Raw genomic sequence first — 20006 nt, forward strand, 5'->3', positions numbered from 1 at the left:
GGGGGGGGGGGGGGGCGGTTTCCCCGGCCCCGTTCCGTCTGGGGAGCATGGTCTTGCGGCAGGCATTTCATACCGCAGGTAAAGCACCGGAGGACAAGCGCGCATCGGGCAGCATCGGCGCTCCCGCGCGCAAGATCGCCGCTCTCTCGCTCGCCGTTCTGCTGGCCTCGTGCGTGCGACTGATCCCGGGCGGCAGCGTGAGCGGACCGGTGACGCCGCCGGTTGCGCCACCGACCGCCGAATCGGCCCTCGCCCTCGGCGTGCGGCAAGGGCCGGCCATCGCCGCTTTGCGACTCGGGCAGTCCGACGCGGTTTCCGCGCTGGCCTCGTTCCGTGAAAGCTGCCCGCGGGTAACGGCGCGCGCCGATGGCAGCGGGCTCACCCGGCCGGAGGACTGGCGCCAGGCCTGTGTCGCTGCGGCCAGTTGGGCGCCTGCGACCGCGCCGCAGTTTTTCACCACGTTCTTCGAAGCCGCGCGCGTCGGCGACGGATCTGCTTTCGCGACCGGATACTACGAACCGGAGATTGCAGGCTCGCGCATTCGCCGCCCGGGCTATGACGTACCGATCTACGGCCTGCCGCCCGACCTCGTACGGGCGCGGCCGGGCGATGCGCAGCCGCTGGAGAGCGGTCGCATGCCGCTGGGCCGTTACGATCGCGACGGCCGCTTCGTGCCTTATTACGACCGGGCGGAGATCGAGCAGGGCGCGCTTATGGGGCGCGGGCTGGAGATCGCCTGGGCGGCCGACCCGGTCGAAGTGTTCTTCCTGCAGGTGCAGGGTTCGGGGCGCTTGCGTGCGCCCGACGGTTCGGTTGTCCGGATCGGCTATGCCGGGCAGAACGGCCAGCCTTACACCGGCATCGGCGGGCTTATGCGCGAACGCGGCCTGATCGGTTCCGGTCCGGGTCAGTATCCCGGCTCGATGCAGGGGATCATCCGGTACATCCGCGATTACCCGGCCGAGGGTGCGGCCCTGATGCGGGAGAACCGTTCGTGGGTCTTCTTCAGGGAACTCAAGGGCGAGGGTCCGCTCGGCGCTCTCAATGTGCCGGTGCGCCCGCTCAGTTCGCTTGCGGCTGATCCGCGTTTCGTGCCGCTCGGGGCGCCGGTCTGGCTGGACCTCGATCGCCGCGAGGCAGGTGGGTTGTGGATCGCACAGGACACTGGCGGGGCAATCAAGGGCGCCAATCGATTCGATACGTTCTGGGGTGCGGGTGAGCAGGCCCGACTGACTGCCGGTGGCATGAGCAGCCGGGGTAGCGCGCTGATTTTCCTGCCCAAGGGAACGCTCAAGCGCATCGGCGCGCAATGAGGCGCCCCAGCCGCAAGCTATCGCCCGACGAGGCGGAAGTGTGGGCGCGTGTCGCGCGCACGGTCACGCCGCTGGAGAAGCGCAAGCCGATCCCGGTTGTCCCGACTGCGCCTGCGGAACGTTCCGGCATTTCGTCTCCGCCGATACCGACGCCGAAGAAGGTGAAGGGGCGTGTGCCGCCGCCGCTGCCGCCAAAACCCCAACCGGCCAGGCCGAAGGGCGAGACGCAGTTGCATCTCGACGGGTCATGGGAAAAACGCATCGCCAAGGGTACGCTTGTGCCGGACTTCAGTCTCGACCTGCATGGCTCGACGCTGGACAGCGCCTATCATCGCCTCATGCATGGGCTGGGGCAGGCCAAGGCCATGGGCGCGCGCGTGGTTCTGGTGGTGACGGGAAAACCCCGGCCGGTCGACGCGATGGATCGCGGTGAGCGGCGCGGGGCTATCAGGGCCAAGATCAATGACTGGTTGGCCGCCAGCGAACATGCCTCCGACATCGTCGCCATTCGCGGCGCGCATCGCCGCCATGGCGGGCAGGGGGCTATCTACGTGGTGTTGAAAAGAAGGCGCTGAGCCCGAAAGGGCTCAGTCAAATTCACCCAAATCGACTGTGCAGATCCGACGCGACTGTGTCAGTTCTTGCGAGCGCGAAAGTCATGGGTCCAGATCTTCTCAAAGACTGGCAAATCCAGATGCCATGATCTTCGCAATAGTCACGAAGTTCGTGGAATTTGTCTTCTCTATACGTAAAGCGGTGAAAGTCCGATATATTGTTGGTCATGTGGCGAAGTATATACGAAGATTGCGAAATTTTCAACCGCAAGGGTTTGCATTATTTTGCCGTTCGCATGCGCGATTTCAGCACGATTTTTTTCGCCGGTTCCTATGCTCATTTCCCCTGCGCTTGATGCCTTTCGTTCGGCATTGACCGAAATGCGAAAACGGGCGGGGATCCTGCGATCCCCGCCCGCGTCCGGTTTTCCCGTGCGGTGCGCCGGACGATCCGGGCACCGCTGCCGTGCGATCAGGCTGCCTGGGCGGCCTGCGCGATCTCTTCGGGCGCCTCGTTGCGGATCAGGTAGTCGAACGCGGAGAGTGCCGCCTTCGATCCTTCGCCCATGGCGATGATGATCTGCTTGTAGGGTACCGTGGTAGCGTCGCCTGCGGCGAAGACGCCGGGCAGGTTGGTCGCCGCCTTGCCGTCGATCACGATCTCGCCGAAGCGGGTCATCTCCAGCCCCGAGTCCTTGAGCCATTCGGTATTGGGCACGAGACCGATCTGGACGAAGACACCTTCGAGTTCGACGTGGTGTTCCTCGCCGCTCTCGCGGTTCTTGTAGGTCAGGCCGTTGACCTTCTCGCCGTCGCCGGTGACTTCGGTGGTCTGGGCGGAGACGATAATGTCGACGTTCTTCATAGACCGCAGCTTGTCCTGCAGGACCTGGTCGGCACGCAGCCTGGCGTCGAACTCGATCAGGGTGACATGGCCGACGATGTTGGCCAGGTCGATCGCCGCCTCGACGCCCGAGTTGCCGCCGCCGATGACCGCCACGCGCTTGCCCTTGAACAGGGGGCCGTCGCAGTGCGGGCAATAGGCCACGCCCTTGGTGCGGTATTCCGCCTCGCCGGGCACGCCCAGGTTGCGCCAGCGCGCACCGGTGGTGAGGATCAGCGAGCGGGCCCTGAGCGAGGCGCCGTTCGAGAACTGCACTTCGTGGTAGCCGCCGGCCTCGGTGGCCGGAATCAGCTTTTCGGCGCGCAGCAGGTTCATCGTGTCGATGTCGTACTCACCCACGTGCTGTTCCAGCGCGGCGGCAAGCTTCGGGCCCTCGGTGTAGGGAACCGAGATGAAATTCTCGATGCCCATGGTGTCCATCACCTGGCCGCCCATGCGTTCTGCGGCGATGCCGGTGCTGAAGCCCTTGCGCGCGGTGTAGATCGCGGCCGAGGCGCCGGCGGGACCGCCGCCGATGACGAGAACTTCGAAGGGCTTCTTGTCGGCGAGCTTGGCTGCAGCCTTGGCGTTCGCACCCTTGTCGAGCTTGCCGAGGATTTCCTCGATGCTCATCTTGCCCGAGCCCCACATCTCGCCGTTCAGGAAGACGGCGGGCACGGCGAGGACGCCGCGGCCTTCGACTTCGTCCTTGAACGCGCCGCCCTCGATCAGGGTGGCGTTGATGCGCGGGTTGTAAAGGGCCATCAGGGTCAGCGCCTGAACGACGTCCGGGCAGTTGTGGCACGAGAGCGAGAAGTACATCTCGAAATCGAAGTTGCCTTCCAGCTGGCGGATCTGGTCGAGGACCTCGTCCGATACCTTGGGCGGGTGGCCGCCGGTCCACAGCAGCGCGAGCACCAGCGACGTGAATTCATGACCGAGCGGCACGCCGGCGAAACGGACCCATACTTCGGTGTTCGAGGCACGACGGATGATGAAGCTGGGCTTGCGCGCGTCGTCGCCGTCGAAACGGGCGGTAACCTTGTCGGAAAGCGCGGCGATCTGGGTCAGCAGGTCGCGGGTTTCGGCCGACTTGGCATCATCGCCGAGCGAGGCGACGAGTTCGATCGGTTCGCGCAGCATGCCGAGATATTGCGAGAGCTGCTGCTTCAGGTTTTCATCAAGCATCGTGTTGGGTCCTGTGAGAATGTTGGGAGAGGTTGCGAAGGTCCGCGGCCCGGGGCTTTCGGGGGGAGGGATCCGCCCCGAGCCGCGTCCTTCAGGCGGCCCTCAGGCCGCCGTTCTCCGGTACGACCCGGAGGAAATCAGAGCTTGCCGACGAGGTCGAGCGAGGGAGCGAGGGTCTCGCTGCCTTCTTCCCACTTGGCCGGGCAGACCTGGCCGGGGTGGGCGCGCACGTACTGGGCGGCCTTGATCTTGCGCACGAGTTCCGAAGCGTTGCGGCCAACGCCTTCGCAGGTGATTTCCATGATCTGGATCACGCCGTCCGGGTCGACCACGAAGGTGGCGCGGTCGGCAAGGCCCGAATCTTCGCGCAGAACGCCGAAGTTGTTGGTCAGGGCGTGGTTCTGGTCACCGAGGAAAGCGTAGCCGCACTTGCCGATCTTTTCCGAAGTGTCGTGCCAGGCCTTGTGGCTGAAGTGCGTGTCGGTCGAAACGCCGAACACTTCGACGCCCATGCCCTTCAGTGCTTCGTACTGGTCGGCGAGGTCTTCCAGTTCGGTCGGGCAGACGAAGGTGAAGTCGGCCGGATAAAAGAAGAACACGGCCCACTTGCCCGCGATGTCGGCTTCGGTGACGTCGAAGAAGTCCTTGCCCGCCTGGAAAGCGGTGTTCTTGAACGGCTTGATGGTGCTGCCGATGATACCCATGGTCGTGTTTCCCTCTAGATTGGGTGTTGAATGGACGAGAGGGAGATAGGCGCAACGCATGACGATTTGTAGCGCGATGATTCGATTGGCTTGATCGGATTGCTCGATTACTCGAAGCCGGATTGACCGATTTCATCGATAAAGCGTTGCTGCGGGTTCCGCAGGTCGCAGAAAGTGCCGACCCGGACCATGCCGGAAGGGTTACCTTGGGTGGCCGGGGTGCTGCGGTCCGCTATCCCGAACGGGTAATTGACTCCCCCGGCTCCGGTCCTGTTCCCTGTAACTATAGATTAAAAAAGCGGTTTCGGAGTCGCGGTGTGAGTGGGAACGAAGAACTGAACATGCACGCCAGAATGGAGCGCGTTGCGCGCGGCGTTGCCGGTTCGGCTCTCAAGCTGCTGGATGCATCCCTTGCTCCATTCGTGCCTGTCCGTGCGACCGGGCCCAAGCTGCCCCCGATCTTCATCGTCGGCTTGCCCCGGTCCGGGACCACGGTCGTCTATCAGGCGATGACGACGGTCTGGCGCTTCGCCTACATCAACAACATCACCGAGCGCTTCCCCCGGAGCAATGCACGTGTTTCCAGGCTCTTGCGCACGCATACCTGGCGAGTGCCGCCGGAGTTCAGCAGCTATGTCGGCAGGACGCCGGGGCCGTCCGGGCCCAGCGAGGGCATCGCTTTCTGGCAGCACGCCTTCCCCAGCGAAACGCACGAGGCGGTGGAACCGGAGGAAGTGGATCCCCATCGCGAGCGCTGGTTGGTGAACTCGGTGGCCAGCCTGACCGAACAGTTCGATGCGCCATTCCTGTCCAAGGTTCCCTGCAACAGCCTGCGGATCTCCGCGTTGGCCGCGATCTTCCCCGACGCGCTCTTCGTCGTCGTTCGGCGCGACCTGATGGAAGTGGCGCAATCGCTGCTCAAGGCGCGCCGGGAGCGCTGCGGAAACGCGCGCGGGCATTATTCCGTCATTCCGCGGGGGCTTGAGGAACTCGGCGATCTACCCCCGGTGGAGTATGTCGCCGAACAGGTCGCCATGACCGAAATTGCCATGCGCGAAGCGCAGGAAAGCCTGCCCGATAACCGCTTCCACGAAATCGACTACGTGGACTTCTGTGCCGAGCCGCGGGATGTGCTGGCGCAGTTCGAGCAGTTCGCATCGGATCGCGGGCTGGAGCTTCAGTGGCGATCCACGATGAGCCGGGTTCCGCCCGCCTTCGAAGCCAGCCAGGGTATCCGCATGCCTGCGGTCGAGCGCACGACGATCGAAAAGACGCTGGTCAGGAACCGGGTGATCTAGGCCGCGCAGCACTTTCACGCCTCACCCGGCCGATCGCGTTCAACCGCACTGGCCGCGATGCAGGAGCTTGTGGTCCGCCAGCACCAGCGCCATCATCGCTTCTACCACCGGTACGCCGCGAATGCCCACGCAGGGGTCGTGGCGGCCCTTGGTGAACAGTTCGGTCGCTTCGCCTTCGCGCGTGACCGTCGGCTGCGGGGTGAGGATCGAGCTGGTGGGCTTGAAGGCGACGCGCACGGTCACCGGCTGGCCGGTCGAGATGCCTCCGGCGATGCCGCCGGCGTGGTTGGCAAGGAAGTCGGGCCCATGTTCGCCGGGCCGCATCGGATCGGCGTTCTGTTCGCCGGTCAGGCGTGCGGCCGCAAAGCCGTCGCCGATTTCAACGCCCTTGACGGCATTGATGCCCATCATCGCGGCGGCGAGGTCGGCATCGAGCTTGCCGTAGAGAGGCGCCCCCCAGCCTGCGGGCACGTTCGTCGCCACGCACTCGACGACGGCGCCGACCGAGGAACCGGACTTGCGCGCATCGTCGACGATCTTCTCCCAGCGTGCAGCGGCCTTGGCATCGGGGCAGAAGAAGGGATTGCGGCCGATCTCGGCGGGATCGAAGTTCGCCATGTCGATGGTGTCGCCACCGATCTCCGAGACGTAACCGAGGATCGAGACGTCATCGATGACGAGGCGCGCTACCGCGCCGGCCGCGACGCGGCTGGCGGTTTCGCGCGCGGAACTGCGGCCGCCGCCGCGATAGTCACGAAAGCCGTACTTGGCGTCGTAGGCATAGTCGGCATGGCCGGGCCGATAGGCCTTGGCGACGTCGGAGTAATCCTTCGAGCGCTGGTCGACGTTCTCGATCATCAGGCTGATCGGCGTGCCGGTGGTGCGGCGCACGCCGTCGGGCGCCTCGAAGACTCCGGACAGGATGCGGACCTGATCGGGTTCCTGGCGCTGGGTCGTGAACTTCGACTGGCCGGGACGGCGCGCATCGAGAAACGGCTGGATGAGCGCTTCGTCGATCTCGAGGCCCGGAGGGCACCCGTCGACGACCGCGCCGATCGCGGGACCGTGGCTTTCGCCCCAGGTGGTGAAACGCAGGATATGGCCGAAGGTGTTGACGCTCATGGCTTGCGCTTTGTCCCGACAAGGGCGGTTTGTCCAGCGTTTCGCGGGGTCCGTCGGCCTGAGCCTGTACCTGGGCTGCGTCATCGCCGCTTTCGCGAACTTGGCGAGTGGGATAGGGGGCTTGGATGTTCCTCGTCGTCTTCCGCAACAGCAAGCGCGCCGACATCGATGCGCAAGCCTATTCCCGTGATGCCGACGCGATGGAGGCGCTGGCCCGCAGCCAGCCCGGTTTCATCTCGTTCAAGAGCTATGCAAGCGAAGACGGCGAAGTCATCGCGCTGTCCGAATGGGAGGACGAAGCCAGCGCCCAGGCGTGGGGGCGCCAGGCCGAGCACGCAACCGTGCAGGGCCGCGGCCGCGCCGACTACTATCAGGACTATACTCTCTTCGCGTGCGATTCGCCGCGCATCCACCGCTTTGAAAGGAGCTGACATTGAGCCTCGAATTCTACGGCATTCCCAACTGCGACACCGTCAAGAAAGCGCGCAAGTGGTTGGAGGGGCGGGGGCTCGACTACACCTTCCATGACTACAAGAAGGAAGGCGCGGATGCGGCCAAGCTGGAGAAGTGGGTTGCCGCAGCCGGTTGGGAAAGCGTCCTGAACCGCGCAGGCACGACCTTCCGCAAGCTGCCTGAAGAGGACAAGGCCGATCTCGACGCGGCCAAGGCGGTGCGGATCATGGAAGCCAATCCGAGCTGCATCAAGCGCCCCCTGGTGGAACATCCCGGCGGCATCCTCGTCGGCTTCAAGCAGCCGGAATGGGAAAGCGCGCTGGGCTGAAGCGCCCCTCGGCTCAGCCTTCGGCTGACGTGCCGAAGACAGCCGCTGCGGCCCCGAGAACGGCGAGGGCGGAGTAAGTCGCAACCCGCCGATTGCGTCCGTCTTGCGCGCCGCCATACCAGGCACGCAGGACGGCCAGCAGCGATTGCGCCGCATAGTAGAAGGCAAAGGCCCGCGAGGCGTAGGCGATGATCTCGAAGACGTTGGCGAGCCAGGTCATGGCGAGGCCGACGCCGACGAGAATCAGGTAAGTCGTCTTGCCGCCGACCTTGCCTTGCGTCAGTTCCCGCACGAGCCCGCCCGAACCATTGGTGTCCGCCACCGCCGCGCTGAACTGCGCGCTGAGCGCGGCCAGGATCAGCAGCGGGCCCAGAACGACGGAAACGCCGCGCATCATGTCGATGATCGCGGTCTCCTCCAGCGTGAACGAACCGCTTTCGAAGCTGACCGCCAGCAGCGCGACATAGGCGAGATAGATGCCGGTCGCGATCCACTGCGAAAGGCGCATGGACCGCTGCCGTTCGTCGGGCGAGTAGTGCGAGCCGAGATAGCGCGACGTTTCGAAGCCCTGCACGGTCACGATCAGGCCGAACATCAGCTGGACGGAGCCGATGAAGCCCAACTTCATGCCGCTGGTTTCGAGATGGTGGCCGTTCCATTCGACCCCGGCATGGACGCCCAAAGCGGCGATCAGCGCGGCGATGACCACCAGCTTGATCGATACCGTGAACTGCTCCATCCGCTCAAGCAGCGAGAAGCCCTTGGTCAGCCCTGCAGCCAGGATCACCAGATAGACGCCGGTGGTGATGGCGCGTCCCAGCAGGTCCGAAGGCGCGCCGAAGATGCGCGCGGCAAAGGCGCCGAAAAGGTTGAGGTAATAGGCGACCGAAATGACGTAGGCGAAGGCCAGTGCCCAGCTGGCGATCCCTTCCACGCGATTGGCGAAATCGGTGTCGCGGTCCGGCTGGTCCAGACGGGCGATGTTGTAGCGGATCGCCGAACCGAAGGCGTAACCGGCAAGGCACAGCATCCCCATGGCGACGATGCCCCAGGTGCCGAAGGTATCGGTCAGGATCGGGCCAAGGATGAGAAAGCCGCTGCCGATGATCGAAGCGAGCGGCGTCACCGTGGCGCGCCACAGCTTGGCTTTCGCCAGGGGAGGAAAGAACAGCAGCGCAGCCACGGCGATGCCGGCCACGGCCATGGCGATGTCGATCATGTCGGCGGTCATCGGTGCTGCGTTCCCGACCGGAAGGGTCAGGCCGCGCGCGCGGTGACGATGTAGTTGAGGGACATGTCCGAAGAGAGGTGCAGGCCGCTCACCGGCGACCATGAAATCCCCTTGGGCTCGCCCATTGCGAGACCGGCTCCGGTGAGCAGTTCGCGCAGTTCTTCGGGCGTGACGAACTGGTTCCAGTCATGCGTGCCGCGCGGGACCTTGCCGAGGCGCTCTGCGGCCTCGACCAGCAACAGGTGCGAGGCGGGGGTGCGGTTGGGGCACGAGAGGATCATCAACCCGTCCGCTGCCAGTGCTCCAGCCAGTTCGCCCATGAACTGCGCCTTGTCTGCCACGTGTTCGATCACTTCCAGCGAGCAGACGAGGTCATGGTCCTTCAGGCCCAGCGCGCCGAGTTCGCCGTGGCGATAGTCGATGGCCAGGCCCATGGCTGTGGCATGGGCGCTGGCGGTCGCGACGTTCTCGGCCGCGGCATCGACGCCGGTGACCTGTCCGCCCAGCCGCGCGAGCGGTTCGCACAGCAGCCCCGCGCCGCACCCGGCATCGAGCACGCGCTTGCCGGACAGGGGGCGCAGTTCGTGCGAATCACTGCCGAAATGCAGGTCGATCGCCTCGCGGATGAACGAAAGTCGCACCGGATTGAGCTTGTGCAGCATCGCGGAGGAGCCTTTCGGGTCCCACCACTCGGCAGCCAAAGCCCCGAAATGTGCGGCTTCTTCAGGGCGGATCGTCGCACTTGCGGAAGGCTTGTTCACGTCAGTGCTCGTGGCAGTTGCATTGTTCATGGACCATCCCTAACAGCGCGCCGAACTCTTATCTACTCGCGCAATTTGACGGGAGCACCGGCACCTTGGCACGTATCGTGATGAAATTCGGCGGCACTTCTATGGCCGGGACCGAGCGCATTCGTCGCGTGGCGGGCATCGTCAAACGCCAGCAGGAAGCCGGGCACGAGGTTGCCGTGGTGGTTTCCGCGATGGCCGGCGAGACCGACCGCCTCGTGAACTTCTGCCGCGAGGCCAATGCCCTTTACGATCCGGCCGAATATGACGTCGTCGTCGCCAGCGGCGAGCAGGTCACTGCCGGTCTCCTGGCGCTGACGCTGCAGTCGATGGGCTGCAAGGCCCGGTCGTGGCTGGGCTGGCAGCTGCCGATCCGGACGGACGATGCCCACGCCAAGGCGCGCATCGAGGAGATGGATTCCGAGGCCGTGCTGGCCTCTATGGCGGGCGGCGAGATCGCCGTCTTCCCGGGATTTCAGGGCGTTTCGCCCGATGGCCGCGTGACCACGCTGGGCCGTGGCGGTTCCGACACTTCGGCCGTTGCCGTGGCTGCTGCGGTCAAGGCCGACCGTTGCGATATCTATACCGACGTCGACGGCGTCTATACCACCGACCCGCGCATCGTCGCCAAGGCGCGCAAGCTGCCTCTCGTCACTTACGAGGAAATGCTCGAACTGGCTTCGGTCGGCTCGAAGGTCCTGCAGACCCGTTCGGTCTCCCTTGCTATGAAGGAGAACGTACGCGTCCAGGTGCTCTCTTCGTTCATCGACGAGAATGCCCCGCCGGCCGACGACCTGCCCGGAACGATGATCGTCAGCGATGAGGAATTGGAAGGAAGCGACATGGAACGCCAGCTGATCACCGGCATCGCCGCCGACAAGAATGAAGCGAAGATCACCCTGACCCGCGTGCCCGACCACCCGGGCTCGGTTGCCGCGATCTTCGCGCCGCTTGCCGAAGCGAACATCAACGTCGACATGATCATCCAGAACGTCCCCAAGGACAAGGGCGAGACCGACGTGACCTTCACCGTGCCGCAGGCGGACCTCGCCCGCGCGCAGGCGATGCTTGAAGAGCGCAAGGACACGATCGGCTTCTTCCGCCTGATCGCCGACGACAAGGTCGCCAAGATCAGCGTCGTTGGCGTCGGCATGCGCAGCCACGCCGGCGTTGCCTCGACGATGTTCAAGACGCTGGCCGATCGCGGCATCAACATCCAGGCGATCTCGACCAGCGAGATCAAGGTCTCGGTGCTGATCGACTCGGACGAAACCGAACTGGCCGTGCGCGTGCTGCACACCGCCTACGGGCTCGACGCCGCAGCCTGATTTCCCGCCAGACCGGGCTTCGCGCTTTTGCGCGGACCCCGTGGCGGCATAACGCTATCGCATAATCGCGTTGGTCATCGGGCCGTGCGGTGAGTGGCTCGGCCCAAGCCAGGGTTGGGTTTCAGATAGCCTTGGCCAGCTTGTCCCGAAAGTGCGGATGGGCGAGGGCGATCATCGCCTCGGCCCGCTCTCTCAGCGATTTGCCGCGCAAGTTGGCCGCGCCGAATTCGGTGACGATCCAGTGGACGTCGTTGCGCGGCGTCGTCACCGGGCCTTCGAGGCGCGGGACGATGCGGCTGACGGTTCCACCCTTGGCGGTGGATCGGCAGGCGATGATCGAGATGCCGCCCTTCGAAGCATTGGCGCCGCGCACGAAATCGAGCTGTCCGCCCGAGCCCGAGTACTGGTGCCCCATCATGTGCTCGGAATTGCACGCGCCCGACAGGTCGACCTGGAGCGTCGCGTTGACCGAGACGACATTGTCGTTCTTGGCGATGTGGCGCGGGTCGTTCACGAGGTCGACCGGTAGCGAATAGATCGCCTGATTGTCGTCGAGCCATTCGTAGAACGGGGTATCGCCCATCGCGAAAGTGAAGATGCTGCGGCCCGGGAAGGTGGCCTTGCGGCGATTGTTCACAGCCCCGCACTGCATCAGCCCGGCGAGCGCGGGCGTGAGAAGTTCGGTATGGATGCCCAGATCCCTGCGACTATTCAGGCGGCTGCAGACGGCGGCGGGCAGATTGCCGATGCCCATTTGCAGGCAGGCCCCGTCGTCGATCATCCCGGCGACGATCTGCGCGATGGCCTCGTCCTCTGGAGCGGCGGTGCGATCGCCTACGGCAATCAGCGGTGACCGGTTCTCGACGATCGCGTCGATCTCCGAGACGTGCAGCGGCGATTCGCCGAAGACGCGCGGCATCAGCGGATTGACCTCGACGATCAGCTTCTTTGCCGCGCGTGCCGCAACCGAGGTGTAGTCGTTCGCCGTGCCGAAGGTGAAATAGCCATGTTTGCCCATGGGGGAGACCATCGTGACGCAGGCGTCGAGCGATACGTCCTCACGCAATAGCTGCGGCGAGGCGCTGAAGGCGGTGGGCACGAATTCGATCAGATCGTCGCAACGCGCCGGATCGTTCTTCATCAGGCTGCGCTCGACGCTGGACAGGAACATGCAGTGCGGACGTACCCGGTCGAGCAGGTCGCGCCGCAGCACGCTTCCGGCCGCGTGGGTCATCGAGTGGAAGTACCACAGGCGCAGGGCGGAAAGGTCACGTGCCTCGATGCGCCGGGCGATTTCGGCAAGCAGTGCCGGTGGCTCGGCAACGGCCATGCCCATGGCGACGTCGCTGTCGGCAACGAGAAGCCGCGCCGCGTCCCGCGCGGACATCAGCTTCGAGCGGTAGAGTTCCTGGACGTCCATTGCGTGCAAGGCTCGCATTGCCATGCGACAAGATCAAGTCGGCGGCCCCGCACGATGCCTCGGCGACGGACCGCATCGAACCTTCCGCAGCGGCTGAACACGCGAAATAGCCGAAGGCGAGGTGTTCTCGCCGCTTGTGCGCCGCGGCACGTCCGCCTATGGCCCATGCCCGGTTCAAAGCGGGTTACGGGAGCATCGATGGCCGCCTACTCCAAGACCTCTGCGCTGATGGCGCGGGGATGTGAATTCCTCGGCACCGAGCACGCGATCCTGTGCGGCGCGATGTCCTGGGTGTCGGAACGCAACCTGGTTTCGGCGATCAGCAATGCCGGTGGTTTCGGCGTGATCGCCTGTGGCGCGATGACGCCCGATCTGCTCGATGCCGAGATCGCGGGGACGAAGGCGCTGACCGCCAAGCCCTTCGGCGTCAACCTGATTACCATGCACCCCCAGCTCTTCGACCTGATCGAAGTCTGCAAGAAGCATGGCGTGGGCCACGTGGTGCTTGCCGGTGGCATTCCGCCCAAGGGCAGCGTCGAGGCAATCAAGGCGGGCGGCGCCAAGGTCATCTGCTTCGCGCCGACGCTGGCGCTGGGCAAGAAGCTGCTGCGTTCGGGTGCCGACGCGCTGGTGATCGAGGGCATGGAGGCGGGCGGCCACATCGGCCCGGTCTCCACTTCGGTTCTGGCGCAGGAAATCCTGCCCAATCTTGCTGCCGACAACCTCGTGTTCGTCGCCGGTGGCATCGGTCGCGGCGAGCTGATCGCCGGCTACCTCGAGATGGGCGCTGCCGGCGTGCAGTTGGGCACCCGCTTCGCCTGTGCCAGCGAATCCATCGCCCATGCCGATTTCAAGAAGGCGTTCTTCCGCGCCTCGGCACGCGATGCCATCGCCTCCGTGCAAGTCGACCCGCGCCTGCCGGTGATCCCGGTGCGCGCGCTGCGCAACAAGGGCACCGAGGAGTTCACGGCCAAGCAGCTCGAAGTGGCTCGCCTGCTCGACGAGGGCGTCGTCGACATGGGTGCGGCCCAGCTCGAGATCGAGCACTTCTGGGCAGGCGCCCTGCGCCGCGCCGTGATCGACGGCGACGTCGAGAGCGGTTCGGTCATGGCCGGGCAGTCAGTGGGCATGGTCACCAGGGAAGAGCCGGTCGCCGACATCATCGCCGAGCTGTTGACCGAGAGCGAAGCGGCGCTTTCCAATCGCGGCGCCGCGGCAGCCTGAGGTTCGCACGCGTGGCCCAGCCCCTGATCCTTGCACTGTCCTGCAACGACCGTCCGGGCATCGTCGCCCGCGTTACCGGCTATCTCGCGCAGATGGGCGGCAACATCATCGAGGCGCAGCAGTTCAACGACCTGGATGAAGACAAGTTCTTCATGCGCGTCGCCTTCGATCCGGGTTCGGCCGATCGCGAGGAGATCCGCGAGGGGTTCGGTGCCATTGCGCACGAATACGGCATGGCCTGGTCGATGGTGCGCCGCGACCGGCCACGCCGTGTGCTGCTCATGGTCAGCAAGTTCGACCACTGTCTTGTCGACCTGCTCTATCGCCAGCAGATCGGCGAAATCGCGATGCAGGTGGTCGGCATTGTCAGCAATCATCCGCGCGATGCGATCAATGCCCAGATGATCGGAGACATTCCTTTCCACCACTTGCCGGTGACGAAGGAAACCAAGGCCGAACAGGAAGCGCAGGTTCGCGCTCTGGTGCAGGAAAGCCGCGCCGAGCTCGTGGTTCTGGCGCGCTACATGCAGATCCTCTCGGACGAAATGGCCTCGTTCCTTTCGGGCCGCTGCATCAACATCCACCATTCGTTCCTGCCCGGCTTCAAGGGGGCCAAGCCCTATCACCAGGCGCATGCGCGCGGGGTGAAGATGATCGGTGCGACCGCGCACTACGTGACCGCCGACCTCGACGAAGGGCCGATCATCCACCAGGACGTCGAAGCGGTGACTCACGCCGACACGCCTGAGGACATGGTACGCAAGGGCCGTGATATCGAGCGGCGCGTGCTGGCCGAGGCGGTGCGCCTGCACCTGGAGGACAGGGTCCTGCTCAACGGCAGCCGTACGGTGGTTTTCCGCAGCTGAGCGACGCGGCCCTTGTCCGGGACGGTCCACAAGGCCATGCTCGGCTGGAAATCCAGCGGAGCAACGTCATGACAGTCAGTGGCATCGACCACGTCAACATCCTTACCGACGATCTGGAAAAGACGGCGTCGTTCTACGAGACCGTCCTGGGGTTGACGCGCAGCGAAAACCCGGCGATCGCCAGCGGCGTTGCCGGGTACTGGATGCGGGACGTGACCGGTGCCCCGATCGTGCACCTCATCGACCGCGGGACCGTCTCGGGGCGCTACGACGCCTATCGGCCGGGCGAGCTGACCAACGCGCTGCATCACGTCGCCCTGCGCTGTGCAGGCTTCGCAGCGATGTGCGCGCGGCTGGACGAACTGGGCTGCACCTATCGCGTCAACGACCTGTCCCATATCAATATCATGCAGATCAACCTGCGTGACCCCAACGCGGTCAACCTCGAGTTGAATTTCGCCGACACCTGAGACGGATCAGCGGACGCAGCGGGCACCGGCTTGCCAAATAGTCTCATGAGATGGTTGATGGCAATCGATTGCAATTTTTCATTCATTCTTTCTAGATATAGGGGCTGTTACTTAGAGCGCCCAAGTGAACGGTCTGTTCGAGATAGATGGTGCACGGTAATTCGGGGTTGATGGCAAGTTGGGGGGCAATTCGTTGAGTATCATGCGGTTTCTGTCGGGCGGGCGCTCAGAATCAGCTTCGCCGGCCGATCACTCCGTCGAACAGTCTCAGGCAGGCGAGGGCGCCATTTCCGCGCGTGATCTTGTCCGCAAGCAGTTGATGGAGGACATCGGCGAGTTCCTGATCGGCAACGATCTGGAAATTTCCGAGGTCAATCTTTCGGCAGCACTCGGCCTTTGCTCGGGCAACGACATCGGCCTTGCCAACCGGGTAGCCGAACGTCGCGCGAACGGGCTGCCGATCAATCAGGCCTGGCTCGACGAGCAGCGCAAGAATGGCGACGAGGCCATAAATCGCATCTCGGACAAGCTGGAGCGAACCCTCGAAAGCTTCGCCCAGACCAGCCGCAGTGCACGCGATACCGCCGCGCAATACAACACCGAGATGCAAGCGCAGGTCGACAAGGTCGATTCCGCTGACGAGCGCGAGGAAATCCGCAACCTGACGGCCGTTGCGATGGCGATGATCGAACGCACGCGCCACCTTGAACAGGAAATGCGCCGCAGCGAGAGCGAGGCGGATTCACTGCGCGTGAGCCTGGCCAAGGCGCGGCGCGATGCCGAGCACGATCACCTGACGGGCTTGCCCAACCGGCGCGCCTTCGAAGGTCTGCTCGAACGCCACTATCGCGAGGCGCAGCAGGAACTCGATGCGCTCAGCGTGGCCTTCTGCGACATCGATCACTTCAAGAAGATCAATGACACCCATGGGCACGATGCCGGCGACCGTGTGCTGCAGGCCGTCGCGACCACGCTTGCCAAGATCACTGACGACAACTGCCATGTCGCGCGCCACGGCGGTGAGGAATTCGTCATGCTGTTTCGCGGTCTGGGCAAGACGGCAGCCAAGGAAAAGCTGGATACGGTGCGCGAGGTCTTCGCCCGTCGCAAGTTCGTGAACCGGCGCACCGATGAGCCGATCGGCACGATCACCTTCTCCGGTGGCGTCGCCGACGTTTTCGCCTATCCGACTACGCGCGATGCGCTCAAGGCGGCGGACGTCGCCCTCTATTCCGCCAAGGAACAGGGCCGCAACCAGATCGTCGCGGCCTGATATTCAGCGTGGATCGCCAATGAAGCGGGCCCAGGCGGGGGCGTCCTTGTGGTCGCTTTGCGCCGGGTCCCACTGTACCTGCAGCAGGTCTCGCGCTTCGTCTTCGGGCATGCAGCGGACCTGCCGGTTCCAGCGATAGACGAAGGCCGATACGCGCCAGTTGAGGATGCAGTGGACGTGGACCGGCACCTCGGCCGCCGCTGCCATGGTCTCGCTGAAGGCCGCGAAATGCGCCTCGTCTGGGGCGTCGAACGGGACCGGGATGTGGCTGTAGGCGATTCCCGCCTCGGCCAGCAGCGCCGCCTCGTTCGCCAGCGCACCGGGCGAATCCGTTAGCGCGAGGTTGATGACATGCCGCACGCCCAGAGCCCGCAGCCGCTCGGGGTCGGCGGGCGACAGCTTGCCGGATGTCGTCAGGCGCGCATCGATGCGCTGCCAGCAGGGGATGTCGTCGGGATCGTTCGGCATGGGGCCATAACTCCAGAAGAAACCATTCGCTCGCAATCTCGCTAGCGGCTTGGTAACCTCTCGGCAAATCTCGACAATCCGGGAGACGTGGTTCGATGTGCGATGAATTCACCCAAGCGAGCGAAGACGCCAATCTGGCCCGGCGCGGTCTGAGCCGTCGCCAGTTTGCGGCCATGGGAGCGACGATTGCCCTGGCGAGCTGTTCGAAGTCGGTCGAGGCCGGTGGCGGCAGCCAGGTTGCCGAGCGCATGGTTTCGATCACCACGCCCGATGGCGTTGCCGATGCCTTCTTCGTCCACCCGTCCGAAGGTGCCCATCCCGGCATCGTCATGTGGCCCGACATCGCGGGCCTGCGCGAAGCGAAGAAGATCATGGCCCGCACCCTGGCGGCCGAAGGCTATGCGGTCCTGGTGGTGAACCAGTACTACCGGGGCGGCCCGGCGCCACTGCTGGAGAACTTTGCCGAGTGGCGCACGCCCGAAGGGCAGGCCAAGATCGAGCCCTTGCGCGAACAGCTCACCCCCGCGGCGATCACCAGCGATGCCAAGGCCTATGTTGCGTTCCTCGATGGCCAGCAGGAAGTGGACAAGGGCCGCAGGATCGGCAGCAACGGTTATTGCATGGGGGGGCCGTTCACCGTGCGCACCGCGGCGGCCGTGCCCGATCGCGTGGGGGCTGCGGCCTCGCTGCACGGCGGGGGACTAGTGACCGAAGAGCCGGACAGCCCGCACCGCCTGCTTGCGAAGACCAAGGCATCCTATCTCTTCGCCATCGCCCGCAACGACGACGCGCCCGATCCGCAGGTCAAGGTCGAGCTGCGCAAGGCCGCAGACGCCGCGGGCCGCCCTGCCGAGATCGAGGTCTACCAGGCCGATCACGGCTGGTGCGTGCCGGACTCGCCGTCATGGGATCCGACCGAGGCCGACAGGGCATGGAACCGGATGCTGGCCCTGTTCGCCAAGCTCTGATCCGGTTGCCTGTCGAACATGTGTCGGCGCGCCTGCGCGGCTTCGACAGGCTCGGCGCGAGTGAATGTCGAGGCGGCCAGTCGCCCCGATCGCATCTAACAGTCTTCCGGTTTTACTTGTCCGTTACGGCCCTGCCGCTAGGATCGTGGTTTATCGGCATGTAATGAGGGGATTGCGCCGTGACTGAATTTCTTATTGCCTTGATTGTCGTCGTGGTCGTCTTCCTGATGATGGGCGTACGCGTCGTGCGTCAGGGCTACGTTTACACGGTCGAACGGCTCGGCAAGTTCACGCTTGCGGCGCAACCCGGGCTCCATGTCATCATTCCTTTCGTCGACCGCGTCGGCCAGAAGGTGAACATGATGGAGCAGGTCCTGGACATCCCGGGGCAGGAGATCATCACCAAGGACAACGCAATGGTCGGTGTCGACGCGGTGGTGTTCTTCCAGGTGCTCGATGCCGGCAAGGCGGCTTACGAGGTGCACAACCTCTATAGCTCGATCATGGCGCTGACGACCACCAATCTGCGCACGGTCATGGGATCGATGGACCTCGACGAGACGCTGTCCAAGCGGGACGAGATCAATGCCCGCCTGCTGTCGGTGGTAGACCATGCGACATCGCCCTGGGGCGTGAAGATCACCCGTGTCGAGATCAAGGACATCCGTCCCCCGCTCGACATTTCCAATGCCATGGCCCGCCAGATGAAGGCGGAGCGCGAGAAGCGCGCCGAGATTCTCGAGGCCGAGGCGAGCCGGGCATCGGCGATCCTGCGTGCCGAAGGCGAAAAGCAGTCGCAGATCCTCTCTGCCGAAGGACGGCGCGAAGCGGCCTTCCGGGACGCCGAGGCGCGCGAACGCGAAGCCGAGGCCGAAGCGCGCGCGACGCACATGGTCAGCCAGGCGATTGCGGAATCGGGTTCGCAGGCGATCAACTACTTCATCGCCCAGAAGTACACCGAGGCGGTGTCCAAGTTCGCGACTTCGCCCAATGCCAAGACGATCCTGTTCCCGGTCGAGGCGACCCAGCTCATCGGCACGCTGGGCGGTATCGGCGAATTGGCCAAGGAAGCGCTGAACAGCAATCCGCCGTCTTCGCCCCCGGCGCCTCCGGCCCAGCCGCGCCGTGCAGCGCCGAGCGTGCCGCCTTCTGCCGGCGGTGACCGCTGATGGACGACCTGATGAACCTGGAGGTGCATTACACCTGGCTGGCCATCGGCCTCGTGCTGGCGATCGCCGAAATGGCGATCCCGGGGGTGTTCCTCATCTGGATGGCCGGGGCGGCGCTGATCACGGGACTGGTCGCGTGGATCGTGCCGATCGGCCTGCCGCTGCAGATCGTGATCTTCGCGCTCCTGTCGATCATCGCCGTGTTCACCGGCAAGCGCGTGCTCAGGGATCATCCGGTGGTGGCCGCCGATCCCAAGATGAACCAGCGCGGCGAGCGCGTGGTGGGCGAAACCGTGGTGGTGACGCAGGCGATCGAGGGCGGTTCGGGCCGCGTGCGGCTGGGCGACAGCGAGTGGCTCGCCAAGGGCGCCGATGCCATCGTCGGCACGCGCCTCAAGGTTGTCGGGCATGACGGGGTGGTGCTGGTCGTCGAGCCGATCGGCTGAGCAGGGAGCCGGTTCGGCGGGAAAGCGGCGGCGTGCGCACTGGAAACCGGCGCTTCACCGCCCCATATCTGCGCCCAAGGAGAAGTGCAGACATGACCGACAAGCTCAACCTCACCGAAGAAGAATGGCGTGAACGGCTGACGCCCGAGCAGTATCACGTCCTGCGGCAGGCCGGCACCGAACGGGCTTTCACCGGCAAGTACGAGAGCAACAAGCAGGCAGGCATGTACACCTGTGCCGGATGCGGGGCGCCGCTGTTTTCCTCCGATACCAAGTACAATTCCGGCTCTGGCTGGCCGAGCTATACGGCGCCCGTGACCGGTGATGCTGTCGACGAACATCGCGACGTGTCGCATGGCATGGTGCGCACCGAAGTGACCTGCGCCCGCTGCGCCGGGCATCTGGGCCATGTGTTCCCGGACGGTCCCGGGCCCGACGGCCTGCGCTACTGCATCAACAGTGCCTCGCTCGACTTCCAGCCCAAGGAAGACTGAGCCGGAACGCGCCGCCCG

21 protein-coding genes are annotated in these 20006 nt (G+C 64.8%); 14 read left to right on the forward strand and 7 right to left on the reverse strand.

Annotation, left to right across the window (positions count from 1 at the left end; genetic code table 11):
• Window positions 1-47 precede the first annotated feature (47 nt).
• Complete coding sequence (locus SPHV1_RS14965) at window positions 48-1313, forward strand: murein transglycosylase A (protein WP_054946839.1); 1266 nt, start codon at window positions 48-50, stop codon at window positions 1311-1313.
• Window positions 1310-1888: a Smr/MutS family protein gene (locus SPHV1_RS14970; RefSeq protein WP_054946840.1), complete on the forward strand. Its 579-nt coding sequence runs from the start codon at window positions 1310-1312 to the stop codon at window positions 1886-1888. Before SPHV1_RS14965 ends, SPHV1_RS14970 begins: the two co-directional genes overlap by 4 nt.
• 451 nt (window positions 1889-2339) lie before the next feature.
• Here the strand turns inward: SPHV1_RS14970 and ahpF are convergent, their stop codons facing one another.
• Both ahpF and ahpC read right to left on the reverse strand, forming a co-directional pair.
• Window positions 2340-3938, reverse strand: a complete 1599-nt coding sequence (gene ahpF / locus SPHV1_RS14975; RefSeq protein WP_054946841.1) for an alkyl hydroperoxide reductase subunit F — start codon at window positions 3936-3938, stop codon at window positions 2340-2342.
• 137 nt (window positions 3939-4075) lie between these two features.
• Window positions 4076-4642 carry an alkyl hydroperoxide reductase subunit C gene (ahpC, locus tag SPHV1_RS14980; RefSeq protein WP_054946842.1) on the reverse strand — a complete coding sequence of 189 codons (567 nt, stop codon included), beginning with the start codon at window positions 4640-4642 and terminating at the stop codon, window positions 4076-4078.
• Between the two features lie 317 nt (window positions 4643-4959).
• Between ahpC and SPHV1_RS14985 the strand changes: the two genes are divergently transcribed.
• Window positions 4960-5940, forward strand: coding sequence for a sulfotransferase (locus SPHV1_RS14985; protein WP_231634688.1), 981 nt, complete (start codon window positions 4960-4962; stop codon window positions 5938-5940).
• Window positions 5941-5979: 39 nt separating this feature from the next.
• On the opposite strand, the gene aroC is transcribed toward SPHV1_RS14985, so the two are convergent.
• Window positions 5980-7062, reverse strand: a complete 1083-nt coding sequence (gene aroC, locus SPHV1_RS14990) for a chorismate synthase (RefSeq protein WP_054946843.1) — start codon at window positions 7060-7062, stop codon at window positions 5980-5982.
• 125 nt (window positions 7063-7187) lie between these two features.
• On the opposite strand from aroC, the gene SPHV1_RS14995 reads away from it, so the two are divergent.
• Together SPHV1_RS14995 and SPHV1_RS15000 are read left to right on the forward strand one after the other, a co-directional pair.
• Entirely contained in the window at window positions 7188-7493 is a 306-nt protein-coding gene (locus tag SPHV1_RS14995) for an antibiotic biosynthesis monooxygenase (RefSeq protein WP_054946844.1), read from the forward strand.
• A gap of 2 nt (window positions 7494-7495) precedes the next feature.
• Window positions 7496-7843 (forward strand): arsenate reductase, encoded by a 348-nt coding sequence (locus SPHV1_RS15000; protein ID WP_054946845.1) that lies wholly within the window; start codon window positions 7496-7498, stop codon window positions 7841-7843.
• A gap of 13 nt (window positions 7844-7856) precedes the next feature.
• Here SPHV1_RS15000 and SPHV1_RS15005 read toward each other — a convergent pair whose 3' ends face one another.
• Entirely contained in the window at window positions 7857-9074 is a 1218-nt protein-coding gene (locus SPHV1_RS15005) for a hypothetical protein (protein WP_054946846.1), read from the reverse strand.
• Between the two features lie 26 nt (window positions 9075-9100).
• Window positions 9101-9865: a bifunctional 2-polyprenyl-6-hydroxyphenol methylase/3-demethylubiquinol 3-O-methyltransferase UbiG gene (ubiG, locus tag SPHV1_RS15010; protein WP_054946847.1), complete on the reverse strand. Its 765-nt coding sequence runs from the start codon at window positions 9863-9865 to the stop codon at window positions 9101-9103.
• Between the two features lie 80 nt (window positions 9866-9945).
• Here ubiG and SPHV1_RS15015 point away from each other — a divergent pair, with 80 nt between their 5' ends.
• Window positions 9946-11190, forward strand: a complete 1245-nt coding sequence (locus SPHV1_RS15015) for an aspartate kinase (protein WP_176168005.1) — start codon at window positions 9946-9948, stop codon at window positions 11188-11190.
• A 121-nt stretch (window positions 11191-11311) separates the two neighbouring features.
• On the opposite strand, the gene SPHV1_RS15020 is transcribed toward SPHV1_RS15015, so the two are convergent.
• The gene (locus tag SPHV1_RS15020; RefSeq protein WP_054946849.1) at window positions 11312-12610 is read right to left on the reverse strand and encodes an acetyl-CoA hydrolase/transferase family protein; all 1299 of its coding nucleotides are present in this window, start codon (window positions 12608-12610) and stop codon (window positions 11312-11314) included.
• A 198-nt stretch (window positions 12611-12808) separates the two neighbouring features.
• Between SPHV1_RS15020 and SPHV1_RS15025 the strand changes: the two genes are divergently transcribed.
• The 4 genes from SPHV1_RS15025 to SPHV1_RS15040 all read left to right on the forward strand — a co-directional run bounded on the left by SPHV1_RS15025 (window position 12809) and on the right by SPHV1_RS15040 (window position 16443).
• Window positions 12809-13834, forward strand: a complete 1026-nt coding sequence (locus SPHV1_RS15025; protein WP_054946850.1) for a nitronate monooxygenase family protein — start codon at window positions 12809-12811, stop codon at window positions 13832-13834.
• 11 nt (window positions 13835-13845) lie between these two features.
• A complete protein-coding gene (gene purU, locus SPHV1_RS15030; protein ID WP_054946851.1) occupies window positions 13846-14700 on the forward strand; it encodes a formyltetrahydrofolate deformylase in 855 nt (284 codons plus the stop codon).
• A 68-nt stretch (window positions 14701-14768) separates the two neighbouring features.
• Window positions 14769-15170, forward strand: a complete 402-nt coding sequence (locus SPHV1_RS15035) for a VOC family protein (RefSeq protein WP_054946852.1) — start codon at window positions 14769-14771, stop codon at window positions 15168-15170.
• A 202-nt stretch (window positions 15171-15372) separates the two neighbouring features.
• Window positions 15373-16443, forward strand: coding sequence for a GGDEF domain-containing protein (locus SPHV1_RS15040; protein ID WP_054946853.1), 1071 nt, complete (start codon window positions 15373-15375; stop codon window positions 16441-16443).
• A gap of 3 nt (window positions 16444-16446) precedes the next feature.
• On the opposite strand, the gene SPHV1_RS15045 is transcribed toward SPHV1_RS15040, so the two are convergent.
• Window positions 16447-16911 (reverse strand): protein tyrosine phosphatase family protein, encoded by a 465-nt coding sequence (locus SPHV1_RS15045; protein WP_054946854.1) that lies wholly within the window; start codon window positions 16909-16911, stop codon window positions 16447-16449.
• A gap of 95 nt (window positions 16912-17006) precedes the next feature.
• Between SPHV1_RS15045 and SPHV1_RS15050 the strand changes: the two genes are divergently transcribed.
• The 4 genes from SPHV1_RS15050 (at window position 17007) to msrB (ending at window position 19988) form a co-directional block, all read left to right on the forward strand.
• On the forward strand, window positions 17007-17879 hold the full coding sequence (locus SPHV1_RS15050) for a dienelactone hydrolase family protein (protein WP_054946855.1): 873 nt from the start codon (window positions 17007-17009) through the stop codon (window positions 17877-17879).
• Between the two features lie 230 nt (window positions 17880-18109).
• Window positions 18110-19048 (forward strand): SPFH domain-containing protein, encoded by a 939-nt coding sequence (locus SPHV1_RS15055; RefSeq protein ID WP_054946876.1) that lies wholly within the window; start codon window positions 18110-18112, stop codon window positions 19046-19048.
• Complete coding sequence (locus SPHV1_RS15060; protein ID WP_054946856.1) at window positions 19048-19494, forward strand: NfeD family protein; 447 nt, start codon at window positions 19048-19050, stop codon at window positions 19492-19494. Before SPHV1_RS15055 ends, SPHV1_RS15060 begins: the two co-directional genes overlap by 1 nt.
• A gap of 92 nt (window positions 19495-19586) precedes the next feature.
• Window positions 19587-19988, forward strand: a complete 402-nt coding sequence (gene msrB / locus SPHV1_RS15065; RefSeq protein ID WP_054946857.1) for a peptide-methionine (R)-S-oxide reductase MsrB — start codon at window positions 19587-19589, stop codon at window positions 19986-19988.
• Window positions 19989-20006 lie beyond the last annotated feature (18 nt).

Origin of the sequence: Novosphingobium sp. KN65.2 (assembly GCF_001368935.1) — a bacterium.
Classification (GTDB): Bacteria; Pseudomonadota; Alphaproteobacteria; order Sphingomonadales; family Sphingomonadaceae; genus Novosphingobium; species Novosphingobium mathurense.

Excerpts from the sequence above, each read along its gene's own strand:
- SPHV1_RS14970 (WP_054946840.1), top strand. The coding sequence starts at position 1,310 with ATGAGGCGCCCCAGCCGCAAGCTATCGCCCGACGAGGCGGAAGTGTGG.
- SPHV1_RS15005 (WP_054946846.1), bottom strand. The coding sequence starts at position 9,074 with ATGACCGCCGACATGATCGACATCGCCATGGCCGTGGCCGGCATCGCC.
- SPHV1_RS15035 (WP_054946852.1), top strand. The coding sequence starts at position 14,769 with ATGACAGTCAGTGGCATCGACCACGTCAACATCCTTACCGACGATCTG.
- ubiG (WP_054946847.1), bottom strand. The coding sequence starts at position 9,865 with ATGAACAATGCAACTGCCACGAGCACTGACGTGAACAAGCCTTCCGCA.
- SPHV1_RS15045 (WP_054946854.1), bottom strand. The coding sequence starts at position 16,911 with ATGCCGAACGATCCCGACGACATCCCCTGCTGGCAGCGCATCGATGCG.
- ahpC (WP_054946842.1), bottom strand. The coding sequence starts at position 4,642 with ATGGGTATCATCGGCAGCACCATCAAGCCGTTCAAGAACACCGCTTTC.
- ahpF (WP_054946841.1), bottom strand. The coding sequence starts at position 3,938 with ATGCTTGATGAAAACCTGAAGCAGCAGCTCTCGCAATATCTCGGCATG.
- SPHV1_RS15055 (WP_054946876.1), top strand. The coding sequence starts at position 18,110 with ATGGGCGTACGCGTCGTGCGTCAGGGCTACGTTTACACGGTCGAACGG.
- aroC (WP_054946843.1), bottom strand. The coding sequence starts at position 7,062 with ATGAGCGTCAACACCTTCGGCCATATCCTGCGTTTCACCACCTGGGGC.
- SPHV1_RS15050 (WP_054946855.1), top strand. The coding sequence starts at position 17,007 with ATGTGCGATGAATTCACCCAAGCGAGCGAAGACGCCAATCTGGCCCGG.
- msrB (WP_054946857.1), top strand. The coding sequence starts at position 19,587 with ATGACCGACAAGCTCAACCTCACCGAAGAAGAATGGCGTGAACGGCTG.
- SPHV1_RS15015 (WP_176168005.1), top strand. The coding sequence starts at position 9,946 with ATGAAATTCGGCGGCACTTCTATGGCCGGGACCGAGCGCATTCGTCGC.
- SPHV1_RS14995 (WP_054946844.1), top strand. The coding sequence starts at position 7,188 with ATGTTCCTCGTCGTCTTCCGCAACAGCAAGCGCGCCGACATCGATGCG.
- SPHV1_RS15060 (WP_054946856.1), top strand. The coding sequence starts at position 19,048 with ATGGACGACCTGATGAACCTGGAGGTGCATTACACCTGGCTGGCCATC.
- SPHV1_RS15040 (WP_054946853.1), top strand. The coding sequence starts at position 15,373 with ATGCGGTTTCTGTCGGGCGGGCGCTCAGAATCAGCTTCGCCGGCCGAT.
- SPHV1_RS15025 (WP_054946850.1), top strand. The coding sequence starts at position 12,809 with ATGGCCGCCTACTCCAAGACCTCTGCGCTGATGGCGCGGGGATGTGAA.
- SPHV1_RS15020 (WP_054946849.1), bottom strand. The coding sequence starts at position 12,610 with ATGGACGTCCAGGAACTCTACCGCTCGAAGCTGATGTCCGCGCGGGAC.
- SPHV1_RS14965 (WP_054946839.1), top strand. The coding sequence starts at position 48 with ATGGTCTTGCGGCAGGCATTTCATACCGCAGGTAAAGCACCGGAGGAC.